This is a genomic window from Streptomyces sp. NPDC090045 (assembly GCF_044747975.1).
In the GTDB taxonomy this organism is placed as follows: domain Bacteria; phylum Actinomycetota; class Actinomycetes; order Streptomycetales; family Streptomycetaceae; genus Streptomyces.
Genome location: NZ_JBIVFA010000013.1, coordinates 198,137 through 209,869, shown reverse-complemented (window position 1 = coordinate 209,869; position 11,733 = coordinate 198,137). Strand labels below are relative to the sequence as shown.

Here is an 11,733-nt window from a genome sequence, read left to right as displayed (position 1 = left end):
TGAGCATTGGTCTTGACCAAGGGGGTGCACCGTCCTATCGTCGCAGGGATAGTGCAGGAACCTTTAATAAACAAAGGCGCGGAACTGCCGCTGGAACACACGGCGAGTGCAGCGACGGCAGGAGGAGTCAGGGTGGGGACCACGCAGCTCGAAACGGCGCCGGAGCCGAAGTACTGGCACCTCAAGACCGTCCTCAGCGAGGCGCTCGACCAGGACTTCGCCGTCGGGGAGGTCCTGCCCAACGAGCGTGAACTGGCCGCCCGTTTCGGTGTCGCCCGTGCGACCCTGCGTCAGGCGCTGGAGCAGCTGGAGCTCGAGGGCCGGCTGCAGCGTCGCCGTGGCGTCGGCACCACCGTCGCCCCGCCGCGCGTGGGCGTCGCCGTCGGCAGCGCCCAGCACAGCTGGCCCGGCGAGGGCGTCGACGGCTGGGAGCCGGTGGACGCGGCCGAGAGCCTGCCGCCGGCCGCGGTGCTGAAGCTCCTCGGCACCGGTGGGGACTTCGCCGCCGACCAGCCGGTGCACACGGTGCGCCGCACCCGGGTCACGCACGGCCAGGCCGTCGCCGCCGAGCTGCTCTACGTTCCGGCCGCCTCGGTGCCCGGACTCCCGGCGATCGAGGCCCCGTCCGGACCCGCCCGCGCCCGCGCCGTCCTGCGCGAACTGCAGCGGCTGGTCCTCGACGGCCAGGACCGCTCGGTCGAGCTCGGCTCCGCGCGCGCCGACGACGCCAAGGAACTGGACCGCCTGCCCGGCGCCCCGGTCCTCCTCGTCACCACCCGCTACTTCACCGCCGCGGGCACGGCCGCCGTCTCGGTGGCCACCTACCGGGCCGACACCTGCCGCCTCACCTTCGGCGACTCCGGCAACGTCGAGATCACCCACGAACCCCGCGTCGCCTCCTGACACCGCGGGCCGGGCCGGCACGGCCCGGCCGGCCCTGGAGGCCCCGGGAGCCCTGGACGCTCCGGGAGTCCCGGGAGCCCTGGAAGTCCCGGGAGCCCTGGAAGTCCCGGGACGCGGTCAGCGGCGGGCCGTGACCGTCTTCTCCACGGCGAAGAGTTCCTCCTCGACGTGGTCCAGCGCGAGCCGCAGGGCGCCCGTCGCCACCGCGGCCTCGCCCAGCAGGGACTGGGCCACCCGCGGCGGGCGAAGGCAGTAGCGTTCCAGCTCCTGGCGCAAGGGCTCCAGTACGCCGTCCAGCCCGGCCGCCCAGCCGCCGACGACCACCAGCTCCGGATCCATCGCCAGGACCAGCGCGGCCACGTCGTGGACCAGCCGCTGCAGGAACCGCTCCACGGCGGCCACCGCGCGCTCGTCGCCCCGCTTGGCCATCGCGAAGACCTCGGCGACGGCGGGCTCGTCCAGGGGGTGCAGCGGCTCACCGGTGGTCGAGAGCAGCCGCTCGGGCGTGACCTCGCGGCCCAGCAGGTGCAGGGCGCCGATCTCGCCGGCCGCGCCGCCGAAGCCCCGGTGCAGCCGGCCGCCGATCAGCGAGCCGGCGCCGGGACTGAGCCCGGCCATCACGAACACCATGTCACCGGTGTCCCGCGCCGCGCCCTTCCAGTGCTCGGCGACCGCCGCCGCGTTGGCATCGTTCTCCACCTGCACCGGACAGCGGAACGAGCGGCGCAGCCGCTCCCCGAGCGGCAGCCCGGTCCAGCCGGGCAGCGCCGTGCCGAGGCGGACCGTGCCGTCCGCCTCCACGATGCCGGGGCTGCCGACCCCGACGGCCCGCAGGGAATCCCGCGGCACGCCGGCGCGGCGCAGCAGATCGGCGACGGCCGCCCGCACCCGCTCCAGCCGCTCGTCCGCGGACGCGTCCTCGGCGACGTCCTTGGTGCCGGCGCCGATGACGCGGCCGTCCAGCCCGGACAGCAGCACCGCGATCCGGTGCGATCCGATCTCGATGCCCAGCAGGTGCCCTGCCTCGGCCCGGAACCGGAACCGCCTGGCCGGTCGACCCTGGCGACGCGCGCCTTCCTCCGCTTCGGCCTCGACGACGAGCCCGGTCCCGATCAGCCCCTCCACGACACCTTCGACGGTCGGCCGGGAGAGTCCGGTCAGCCGCGTGAGGTCGGTGAGGGTCGGCGATCCGGCCGTGCGCAGCGCGCGCAGCACGACGGCGGAATTGATCCGCCGGAGCAGAGAGGGGTCCCCGCCGGTCAGCTGCCCCAACGTGTGTCCTCCCAGCTAGCGAGCTTGTCAGCCGGATCGTACTGCGCGCCCGGTGCCGCGGCGAGAGGCGGCCCCCATCGGCCGGAATCAGCCTTTCCTCAGGCCGGCGAAACGAACCCCGACTCGTACGCCGTGATCACCGCCTGGGTGCGGTCCCGCGCCCCCAGTTTCGCCAGGATCGCGCTGACGTGGGACTTGACCGTCTCCGTGCCGATGATCAGGTCGGCCGCGATCTCCACGTTGGTGAGCCCCCGGGCCATGCGCCGCAGGACCGCCTCCTCCCGCTCGGTCAGCGCGGCCCGCTCCAGCGTCGCCCGCGCCTGCCGGTTCCCGTACTCCGCGGCCAGCGACCGCACGGCGGCCGGGAAGAGCAGCGTCTCGCCCTCCGCCACCAGCCGTACCGCGTGCACGATCTCCGAAGGCCGGGCCCGCTTCAGCAGGAACCCGTCGGCTCCGGCCCGCAGTGCCTGGTAGACGTACTCGTCGTTCTCGAAGGTGGTGACCACGAGGATCTTCGGCGGGGAGTCCACCGAGCGCAGGACCGCACGGGTCGCCTCGATACCGTCGAGCAGCGGCATCCGCACGTCCATCGCCACCACGTCCGGCCTCAGCTGGCGGACGAGCGGGACCACCGAGGCCCCGTCCGCGGCCTCACCCACCACCTCGATGTCGGGCTGGGAGTCCAGGACGGCGCGCAGACCCGCGCGCACGAGGGGTTCGTCATCGACGAGCAGTACGGTAACCGGCATCCGGTCAGCGTATTCGCTCCAGCGGAAGCCGGGCGCGCACCCTCCAACTGCCTTCGTACGGACCGGTCTCGGCCTCGCCGCCGAGCAGTGCGGCCCGCTCCCGCATCCCGCGCAGCCCGCTCCCGCTGCGCTGCATCAGGGCCGGCCCGTCGGGCAGCGGGTTCGACACCTCCAGGTCCAGCCGGTCCCCGGCCATCTCGATCCTCACCCGGACGGGCACCGGACCGCAGTGCCGCAGCACGTTCGTGAGCGCCTCCTGAAGGATCCGGTACCCCTCCCGGGTGACCGGCCCCGGCAACCTGTCGAGCGGACCGGTCAGTTGCGCGTCCACCACCGCCCCGGAGGCCCGGGCCGACTCCAGCAGCCGGTCCGCCTCCACGAGCGTCGGCCGCTGCGACGGAGGCTGCCCGGACTCCCTCAGGACGCCTAGCACCCGTTCCAGGTCCTCCAGCGCGGCCCGGCCCGTCTCCTCGATCGCGCACAGCGCCCGGTCCGTGAACTCCGGGTCGCCGGCGGCCCGGGCGGCCCCCGCCTGCACCACCGCCACCGTCAGCGCGTGCCCGATGGAGTCGTGCAGCTCGCGAGCGATCCGGTTGCGCTCCAGAAGCTGCTCGGTCCGGGCCTCCAGCGCGGTGAGCCGCTCGGCCGCCGAAGGCCCCAGCAACCGCTGGGCGATCGCGGTGATCAGCTCCCCGAGCAGGACCACTATGGCGAGGAGCAGGATCAGCGGCACCGGCACGAGCAGCGCGGCGGCCCACCGCGGGGGCTCGAAGGGAAGCATGAAGTCACCTCCCAGCGGATGCCCGAGAGCGATCGAGACCAGCTCGACCGACATGGCCGGGAGCCACACGGTCGGGACCCAGGCGCCCCCCGCGAGGACGAGCCGCACCTCCAGCCACAGCAGGGTCCGCCACCGGTCGTTCCACCGCGCGGAGGGGACCGCGCTGATGGCGCTCTCCGCGCGGCCCCAGTCGTGCGGGGTGAGCAGGAACCGCGCCTGCAGTCCCTCGACCAGCCGTACCCAGGGGACCAGACCGACCGGTATCGCGATGAGCAGCGGAACCCACGGCGCCTCGGGCCCCACGAACATCCAGAGCGCCACCAGCAGGACGGGCACGCAGAGGTGCAACCAGCGTGAGTAGGTCACTGGTTGGAGCGGGGCACGGAGCAGTCGGTACATGCCCTCATCGTGACAGGAGGCGGCTCGCGGCCGTCTCCCCCACGTGGGGGAGACGGCACCCTCGCATGGGGGAGGAAGAGGGGTGGGGCCGACGGCGAGTCTTGAGCCATGAACAGCATCGAGATCCGAGAACTCACCAAGGCATACGGCACCCACCGCGCGGTGGACGGCCTCACCTTCGATGTCCTGCCCGGACGGGTCACCGGCTTCCTCGGCCCCAACGGCGCCGGCAAGTCCACCACGATGCGCCTGCTGCTGGGCCTGGACCGGGCCACGTCCGGTACGGCCACGATCGGCGGGCGGCGGTTCACCGACTTCCCCGACCCGCTGCACCAGGTCGGCGCACTGCTGGACGCACAGGCGGCCCACGGCGGGCGCACCGCCCGGGACCACCTCCGCTTCCTCGCCGCGGCGGACCGGATCCCCATGCGCCGGGTGGACGAGGTCCTGGAGCAGACCGGGATAGCCTCCGCCGCCGCGCGGCGGGTCAAGTCCTTCTCGCTCGGCATGCGCCAGCGCCTGGGCATAGCCGCGGCGCTGCTGGGCGACCCCGGGGTGCTGCTGCTGGACGAGCCTGCCAACGGCCTCGACCCCGAGGGCATCATCTGGATCCGCGAGCTGATGCGCGGTCTCGCCGCCGAGGGACGCACGATCCTGGTCTCCAGCCATCTGATGTCGGAGACCTCGGCGTTCGCCGACCACCTGGTCGTGCTCGGCAACGGCAGGCTGCTGGCCGACACCTCGATGGAGGAGTTCATCGACGCCCGCAGCACCCCGAGGGTGCGGCTGCGCACTTCCGACCCGGTCCGGCTGCGGGCCGCGCTGGCCCGTGACGGCTTCGAGCTGGTGACCGCGGACGACGGGCGATGGACCGTCGACGGCATACGGGCCGATCAGGTCGGCAGCCTGGCCGCCCGCGAAGGCGTGCCCGTGCTGGAACTTTCCGACGACCGGGCCTCGCTGGAGCAGGCCTACCTGGACCTCACCGCCGACCACGCCCAGTTCGCCGCAACCCGCTGACCTTCCCTCCCTCTCTCTTTCCCCACTCAGGAGGCTTCGCCATGAGCGCCGCTCTGCCCACCATGCCCGTCCTGCACTCGGAATGGATCAAGCTACGGTCCCTCCGCGGCACCGTAGGGGCGTACATAGCCATCTTCGTCGCCACCGCCGGGATACAGGCGCTCACCGCCGCGGCGATCGGCCAGGCCGAAGAAGGCAGCATGGGCGACGACCGCCTCCTCGCGGCCTACTACGGGATCAACTTCGGCCAGATCGCGGCCATGGCCTTCGGAGCGAACGCACTGTCCGCCGAGTTCCACAACGGAGCTCTGCGCACCTCGCTGGCCGCGGTGCCGAACCGCACCCGCTTCTACCTCTCGAAGATGGCCGTGGTGGGCGTACTCGCCTTCGTGCTGGGGCAGATCACCGCCCTCGTCACCTTCGTGGCCGGCCAGGCGTTCATGGGGTCGTACGCCATGGAGCTCGGTGACCCGGGCACGATCCGGTCCGTCTTCGGCTGCGGGATGTACCTGACGCTCATGACGCTCTTCGCGGCAGGACTGACGGCCGTCCTGCGGAGCGCCGCGCTGGTGCTGAGCCTGCTCATACCCTTCGTGCTGATGGTGTCCTTCGTCATCGGAGCGAGCGCCGAGGGCGTGGCTCAGCTCCTGCCGGACCGGGCCGGCCAGATGATGATGCGGATGGAGGCTGGCGGCCTCGTCGGCCACTGGACGGGACTCGGCGTGATGGCGCTGTGGGCGGCCGCCGCGGTCATCGGCGGGTGGGTCTCGGTGCGCCGCCGGGACGCGTGACGCCAGGCCAGTTGTCAGTGGTGGCCGGGATACTGACGGTATGACCACGGCAGAGCACCTCGAGACGATCGACAGGCTCAGGGCGAAGGATTTCCCGCCCGAGCCGGTCCGGACCGTCGAAAGCAGCAGCGGCCCGGGTTTTCATCTGATCCGGCTCGCCCGGACGCAGCACTTCTGGGATGACGACGGTTCGGGGCGGATCGAGGCGACCGACCAGATCAGTGCCGAGTACGGGGCGCTCACCCAGGCGGTGACCGACCGGTGGGGGGAGCCGCAGGTGTTCAGCCTCGGGTCGGTGCTGGAACGGGGGCTCGACGGGGAGGAGATACCGGAGCCGTGGGACGAGCTGAGCAACAGCACCGACCACGTCCACCTGTGGCGGGCCGAGGAGCGGTGGCTGGTGGCCTACGTGGCGCAGTGGGACTCCGGTGACCCCTACCTGCTGATGGCAGGGGTCACCGTGATCGACCCGCCCTAGCCCTTGGCGGCTTCGGAGGCCTCGGCGGCGGCGCGGAGGCGGGCGTACTCCTGGGCCATGGACTCGGCGGTCCAGTGGGCGTTGAGGCCGCTCGGGTTGGGGAGGGCCCAGACGCGGGTGGAGCCGATGGTCCGCTCCTGGGGGCCGATCTGCGCCTTCCGTTCGCCGAAGGCCGTGCGGTAGGCCGTCACTCCGACCACCGCCAGCCACTGGGGGCGCAGGAGTTCCACCTTGGCCGTGAGGATGCGGCCGCCCTCGCGGAACTCCTCGGCGCTCAGTTCGTCGGCGCGGGCCGTGGCGCGGGCGACGACGTTGGTGATGCCGAGACGGTAGGTCAGCAGCTCTTCCTGCTCCGCGGGGGCCAGCCGGCGCGGGGTGAAGCCCGACAGGTGCAGGACGGGCCAGAAGCGGTTGCCGGGGCGGGCGAAGTGGTGGCCCGTCGCGGCGGAGAGGAGGCCGGGGTTGATCCCGCAGAACAGCACACGCAGACCGCCCGCGACCACGTCCGGGAGGACGCGGTCACGGGCGGCGGTCAGCTCCTCGGGGGTCAGAGGATCGACCCCGGCGCGTACCCGGCGGCCTCCGGGTGCTGCTTGGCGATCGCCTCGATCCGGGAGACCACGGTGGCGACCTGGTCGCCGGCGGCGCCGGTGAAGGACAGCTTGTCCGCCATGAGGGCGTCGAGCTGGGCCCGGTCCAGCGGCATCCGGTCGTCGGCGGCCAGCTTGTCCAGCAGCTCGTTGCGCTCGGCGCCCTGCTCGCGCATGGCGAGCGCGGAGGCCACCGCGTGCTCCTTGATGACCTCGTGGGCGGCCTCGCGGCCGACGCCGGCCCGCACCGCGCCCATCAGGACCTTGGTGGTCGCGAGGAAGGGCAGGTAGCGGTCCAGCTCGCGGGCGACGACGGCCGGGAAGGCGCCGAACTCGTCGAGGACCGTCAGGAAGGTCTCCAGCAGGCCGTCGAAGGCGAAGAACGCGTCCGGCAGCGCCACCCGGCGGACCACGGAGCAGGAGACGTCGCCCTCGTTCCACTGGTCGCCGGCCAGCTCGCCGGTCATCGAGGCGTAGCCGCGCAGGATGACCATCAGGCCGTTCACGCGCTCGCAGGAGCGGGTGTTCATCTTGTGCGGCATCGCCGAGGAGCCGACCTGGCCGGGCTTGAAGCCCTCGGTGACCAGCTCGTGGCCGGCCATCAGGCGGATCGTCTTGGCGATCGACGACGGGGCGGCGGCCAGCTGGACCAGCGCGGTGACCACGTCGTAGTCGAGCGAGCGCGGGTAGACCTGGCCGACCGAGGTGAAGGCCTGGGCGAAGCCGAGGTGGGCGGCGATCCGCTGCTCCAGGTCGGCGAGCTTCGCGGCGTCGCCGCCGAGCAGGTCGAGCATGTCCTGGGCGGTGCCCACCGGGCCCTTGATCCCGCGCAGCGGGTAGCGGCCGAGGAGGTTCTCCAGGCGGTCGTAGGCGACGAGCAGTTCGTCGGCCGCGGTGGCGAAGCGCTTCCCCAGGGTGGTGGCCTGCGCGGCCACGTTGTGGGAGCGGCCGGCCATGACCAGCTCGGCGTGCTCGCCGGCCAGCTTGCCGAGGCGGGCGAGGACGGCCACCGTGCGGTCGCGGGCCAGCTCCAGCGAGAGCCGGATCTGCAGCTGCTCGACGTTCTCGGTGAGGTCGCGCGAGGTCATGCCCTTGTGGACGTGCTCGTGACCGGCGAGGGCGTTGAACTCCTCGATGCGGGCCTTCACGTCGTGCCGGGTGACCTTCTCGCGCTCGGCGATGGAGGCGAGGTCGACGGTCTCCAGGACGCGCTCGTAGTCGGCGAGGGCCGCGTCCGGGACCTCGATACCGAGGTCCTTCTGGGCGCGCAGCACGGCGAGCCACAGCCGCCGCTCCAGCGTCACCTTGTACTCGGGGGACCACAGGACGGCGAGCTCCGCGGAGGCGTAGCGGCCGGCCAGGACATTGGGGATGCGGGGCTTGGCAGTCACGTAGAGGGATTCTACTTGGGCCGCCGCTGTGCGTTTACGCAGGTAGGGCCCCCGCTCGTGATTGTGGCTTGCTACGAGAGCGGTGCGTCCCCGTACGGCAGCAGCTCCGGACGCTTGGCCGGGCGGCCGTCCCCGGAGGAGCGGCCCGTCAGGCGGCGGCCGATCCAGGGGAGCAGGTGCTGCCGGGCGAAGCTCAGGTCCTGGGCCCGGCGCACCGTCCAGCCGGGCGGTACGGCGGCGGGCAGTTCCGTGCGCCAGTCCTCCTCGGCGGGCAGGCCCAGGGTCTGCCAGACGGCCTCGGCCACCCGGCGGTGGCCCTCCGCCGTCAGGTGCAGCCGGTCCACGTCCCACATCCGCTGGTCTCCGAGCACGGAGGCCCCGTACAGGTCCACGACCAGGGCGTCGTGCCGGGCGGCGAGCTCCTCGATGATGACGAAGAGCTCCTCCATGCGGGGCCGGAAGCGTTCCATCACCGGACCGTTGCGCCCCGGGGAGCGCATGAGGACGAGGCGCTTGCAGGAGGGCGCGAGGATGTCCACGGCCGCCTCCAGGTGGCCGCGGACCCGGCCCATGTCCACCTTGGGGCGCAGAGCGTCGTTCAGCCCGCCCACCAGGGCCACCACGTCGGCGCCCATCGCCGCTGCCACCGGGGCCTGGTCCTCCGCGATCTGCCCGATCAGCTTCCCGCGGACCGCGAGGTTCGCGTAGCGGAAGCCCGGCTCGCGCGCGGCGAGGCGGGCGGCCAGCAGATCGGCCCAGCCCCGGTAGGAGCCGTCCGGAAGCAGGTCCGACATGCCCTCGGTGAAGGAGTCGCCGACCGCGACGAAACTGGTGTAAGAGGCATTCATCTCCATGGCGGAGTGATGTTACCGCGCGGTACCCCGGCCCCGCAGGGCCGGGGACCACACCTCCCCGACCGATCAGGCGGACGCGGGCCTGCCGAACAGCTCCCGCAGCACGTCCTCCATGGTCACCAGGCCCGTCATGGCGCTCTCCGCCCCGAGCACCGCCGCCAGGTGCGTACGGCTGCGCCGCATGGCGGTCAGCACGTCGTCCAGCGGGGTCTCCGCCCGTACCTGGGCGATCGGCCGCAGCTCCGACACGGGGAACGGCTCGTTCCGCGCCTCCCCGTCCGCGTCCAAGGCGTCCTTCACGTGCAGGTAGCCCAGGATCCGGTCCTGCTCGTCGACCACCGGGAAACGGGAGTACCCGGACTCCGCCGACAGCCGCTCCAGACCGGTCGGAGTGATCCCCACGCGGGCCGAGACCACCCGGTCCGCCGGCAGCACCACATCGGTCACCGGCCGCCGGCCCAGCTCCAGGGCGTCGTGCAGGCGCTCGCTCGCCCGGTCGTCGAGCAGACCCGCGTTACTGGAGTCCTTGACCAGCCGCGCCAGCTCGTCGTCCGAGAAGGTCGCCGAGACCTCGTCCTTCACCTCCACCCGCAGCAGGCGCAGCAGCGTGTTGGCGAAGGCGTTGATCGCGAAGATCACCGGCCGCAGCGCCCGCGTGAGGGTCACCAGCGGCGGCCCCAGCAGCAGCGCGGTGCGCACGGGCTCGGACAGCGCCACGTTCTTCGGCAGCATCTCGCCGAAGAGCATGTGCAGGTACGTCGCCAGGGTCAGCGCCACCACGAAGGAGATCGCGTGGGTCAGGCCCGTCGGCACCCCGACGAGGTCGAACAGCGGGGTCAGCAGATGCGCGATGGCCGGCTCGGCCACCACGCCCAGCACCAGGGTGCACAGCGTGATGCCCAGCTGGGCCGCCGCCATCAGCGCCGACAGGTGCTCCAGCCCCCACAGGACGGCGCGGGCCCGCCGGTCGCCCTGCTCGGCGTACGGCTCGATCTGGCTGCGCCGGACCGAGATCAGCGCGAACTCCGCACCGACGAAGAAGGCGTTGACGACCAGGGTCGCCAGGCCGATCAACAGCTGGATCGCGGTCATCGGGCCTGCTCCGTTCCGTCGGCGGGCTCCGCCGGGGCGTGCAGCAGCACCCGCGCGGCCCGGCGTCCGCCGGCGTCCACCACGTCGAGCTGCCAGCCGTCCAGTTCCATTTGGTCGCCGACTGCCGGGATCCGGCCCAGCTCGGTCGCTATCAGGCCGGCCAGGGTCTCGTACGGACCGTCCGGCACGCGCAGCCCGATCCGTTGGAGCTGGTCGGTGCGCGCGGAGCCGTCGGCGGAGTAGAGGAGGCGCCCGGACTCGTCCGTACCGGCCGGGGCCAGGTCCGGGGTCTCGTGCGGGTCGTGCTCGTCGCGGACCTCGCCGACGACCTCCTCGACGATGTCCTCCAGCGTGGCCACGCCCGCCGTGCCGCCGTACTCGTCGATGACCACGGCCATCGTCTGCTTGCCGGACAGCCGGTCCAGCAGCCGGTCCACGGTCAGCGACTCCGGTACGAGGAGGGGCTCGCGCAGCAGCTGCGACACCGGACGGCGGCGCCGCTCCTCCGCGCGCAGGGCCAGTACGTCCTTGATGTGGACGATGCCGACGACGGTGTCGAGGCTTCCCCGGTAGACCGGGAACCGGGACAGGCCGGTGGCCAGCGTCGCGTTCGCCACGTCCTCGGCGGTGGTCTGCACGTCGAGAGCGGTGACCTGCACGCGCGGGGTCATCACGTTCTCCGCGGTCAGGTCGGCGAGGTTCAGGGTCCGCACGAACAGCTCGGCCGTGTCCTTCTCCAGCGCGCCCGCCTTCGCGGAGTGGCGCGCGAGGGCGACCAGCTCCTGCGGGGTGCGCGCGGAGGCCAGCTCCTCGGCCGGCTCCATGCCGAAGCGGCGCACCATGTGGTTCGCGGTGGTGTTGAGGTGGCTGATCAGGGGCTTGAAGGCCCGGCTGAAGACCCGCTGCGCGGTCGCCACGCGCTTGGCGATCGCCAGCGGGGAGGAGATCGCCCAGTTCTTGGGCACCAGCTCGCCGACGACCATCAGGACGACGGTCGAGATCGCCGTGCCGAGGATCAGGGCGGCGGAGGAGGCGGCGCCGGCCGACAGGCCCATGGCCTCGAAAGGGCCCTGGAGCAGGGCGGAGATCGACGGCTTGGAGAGCATGCCGATGACCAGGCCGGTCACGGTGATGCCGAGCTGGGCGCCGGAGAGCTGGAACGTCAGGGTGCGGACGGCCGCCAGGGCGCTGTCGGCCCCGCGCTCACCCCGCTCCACGGCCCGTTCGAGCTCGCTGCGCTCCACGGTCGTCAGCGAGAACTCGGCCGCGACGAAGACCCCGCAGGCGATGCAGAGCAGCAGTGCCACGACGAGCAGGAGCACCTCGGTCATCGGTCGATCACCTCCGTCCCATGATCGGCCAGGAGGAGGGGGACCGCGCGATGTCGCGGAGCGGTATGTCGGGGACTGGGAG

At 72.5% G+C, this 11,733-nt stretch carries 12 protein-coding genes; 4 read left to right on the top strand and 8 right to left on the bottom strand.

Annotation, left to right across the window (positions count from 1 at the left end):
* The first annotated feature begins 132 nt into the window (after positions 1-132).
* A complete protein-coding gene (locus ACIPYQ_RS30085) occupies positions 133-903 on the top strand; it encodes a GntR family transcriptional regulator (RefSeq protein ID WP_361757542.1) in 771 nt (256 codons plus the stop codon).
* 117 nt (positions 904-1,020) lie between these two features.
* Here ACIPYQ_RS30085 and ACIPYQ_RS30080 read toward each other — a convergent pair whose 3' ends face one another.
* The 3 genes from ACIPYQ_RS30080 to ACIPYQ_RS30070 all read right to left on the bottom strand — a co-directional run bounded on the left by ACIPYQ_RS30080 (position 1,021) and on the right by ACIPYQ_RS30070 (position 4,104).
* A complete protein-coding gene (locus tag ACIPYQ_RS30080) occupies positions 1,021-2,175 on the bottom strand; it encodes an ROK family transcriptional regulator (RefSeq protein ID WP_383574131.1) in 1,155 nt (384 codons plus the stop codon).
* Positions 2,176-2,273: 98 nt separating this feature from the next.
* Entirely contained in the window at positions 2,274-2,924 is a 651-nt protein-coding gene (locus tag ACIPYQ_RS30075) for a response regulator (protein ID WP_401256967.1), read from the bottom strand.
* 4 nt (positions 2,925-2,928) lie between these two features.
* A complete protein-coding gene (locus ACIPYQ_RS30070) occupies positions 2,929-4,104 on the bottom strand; it encodes a histidine kinase (RefSeq protein ID WP_361757533.1) in 1,176 nt (391 codons plus the stop codon).
* 108 nt (positions 4,105-4,212) lie between these two features.
* On the opposite strand from ACIPYQ_RS30070, the gene ACIPYQ_RS30065 reads away from it, so the two are divergent.
* Genes ACIPYQ_RS30065 through ACIPYQ_RS30055 form a run of 3 tightly spaced genes read left to right on the top strand, consistent with a single transcriptional unit; the run spans position 4,213 to position 6,393 of the window.
* The gene (locus ACIPYQ_RS30065; protein WP_401256964.1) at positions 4,213-5,124 is read left to right on the top strand and encodes an ABC transporter ATP-binding protein; all 912 of its coding nucleotides are present in this window, start codon (positions 4,213-4,215) and stop codon (positions 5,122-5,124) included.
* A 41-nt stretch (positions 5,125-5,165) separates the two neighbouring features.
* Entirely contained in the window at positions 5,166-5,915 is a 750-nt protein-coding gene (locus ACIPYQ_RS30060; protein WP_401256962.1) for an ABC transporter permease subunit, read from the top strand.
* Between the two features lie 40 nt (positions 5,916-5,955).
* A complete protein-coding gene (locus ACIPYQ_RS30055; RefSeq protein WP_401256960.1) occupies positions 5,956-6,393 on the top strand; it encodes a hypothetical protein in 438 nt (145 codons plus the stop codon).
* Here ACIPYQ_RS30055 and mug read toward each other — a convergent pair.
* The 5 genes from mug to ACIPYQ_RS30030 all read right to left on the bottom strand — a co-directional run bounded on the left by mug (position 6,390) and on the right by ACIPYQ_RS30030 (position 11,651).
* Positions 6,390-6,944, bottom strand: coding sequence for a G/U mismatch-specific DNA glycosylase (gene mug / locus ACIPYQ_RS30050; RefSeq protein WP_361757660.1), 555 nt, complete (start codon positions 6,942-6,944; stop codon positions 6,390-6,392). The genes ACIPYQ_RS30055 and mug overlap by 4 nt on opposite strands.
* On the bottom strand, positions 6,941-8,374 hold the full coding sequence (gene purB, locus ACIPYQ_RS30045; protein ID WP_383574141.1) for an adenylosuccinate lyase: 1,434 nt from the start codon (positions 8,372-8,374) through the stop codon (positions 6,941-6,943). The genes mug and purB overlap by 4 nt, the downstream gene beginning before the upstream one ends.
* A 71-nt stretch (positions 8,375-8,445) precedes the next feature.
* The gene (locus tag ACIPYQ_RS30040; protein ID WP_401256958.1) at positions 8,446-9,228 is read right to left on the bottom strand and encodes an SGNH/GDSL hydrolase family protein; all 783 of its coding nucleotides are present in this window, start codon (positions 9,226-9,228) and stop codon (positions 8,446-8,448) included.
* 66 nt (positions 9,229-9,294) lie between these two features.
* Complete coding sequence (locus tag ACIPYQ_RS30035) at positions 9,295-10,320, bottom strand: hemolysin family protein (protein WP_401256956.1); 1,026 nt, start codon at positions 10,318-10,320, stop codon at positions 9,295-9,297.
* Positions 10,317-11,651, bottom strand: coding sequence for a hemolysin family protein (locus ACIPYQ_RS30030; protein WP_401256954.1), 1,335 nt, complete (start codon positions 11,649-11,651; stop codon positions 10,317-10,319). The genes ACIPYQ_RS30035 and ACIPYQ_RS30030 overlap by 4 nt, the downstream gene beginning before the upstream one ends.
* Positions 11,652-11,733 lie beyond the last annotated feature (82 nt).

Bases quoted from the DNA above. Each gene is read 5' to 3' on its own strand.
- ACIPYQ_RS30075 (WP_401256967.1), bottom strand. From the start codon at position 2,924: ATGCCGGTTACCGTACTGCTCGTCGATGACGAACCCCTCGTGCGCGCG.
- ACIPYQ_RS30070 (WP_361757533.1), bottom strand. From the start codon at position 4,104: ATGTACCGACTGCTCCGTGCCCCGCTCCAACCAGTGACCTACTCACGC.
- ACIPYQ_RS30065 (WP_401256964.1), top strand. From the start codon at position 4,213: ATGAACAGCATCGAGATCCGAGAACTCACCAAGGCATACGGCACCCAC.
- ACIPYQ_RS30060 (WP_401256962.1), top strand. From the start codon at position 5,166: ATGAGCGCCGCTCTGCCCACCATGCCCGTCCTGCACTCGGAATGGATC.
- ACIPYQ_RS30055 (WP_401256960.1), top strand. From the start codon at position 5,956: ATGACCACGGCAGAGCACCTCGAGACGATCGACAGGCTCAGGGCGAAG.
- ACIPYQ_RS30040 (WP_401256958.1), bottom strand. From the start codon at position 9,228: ATGGAGATGAATGCCTCTTACACCAGTTTCGTCGCGGTCGGCGACTCC.
- ACIPYQ_RS30035 (WP_401256956.1), bottom strand. From the start codon at position 10,320: ATGACCGCGATCCAGCTGTTGATCGGCCTGGCGACCCTGGTCGTCAAC.
- ACIPYQ_RS30030 (WP_401256954.1), bottom strand. From the start codon at position 11,651: ATGACCGAGGTGCTCCTGCTCGTCGTGGCACTGCTGCTCTGCATCGCC.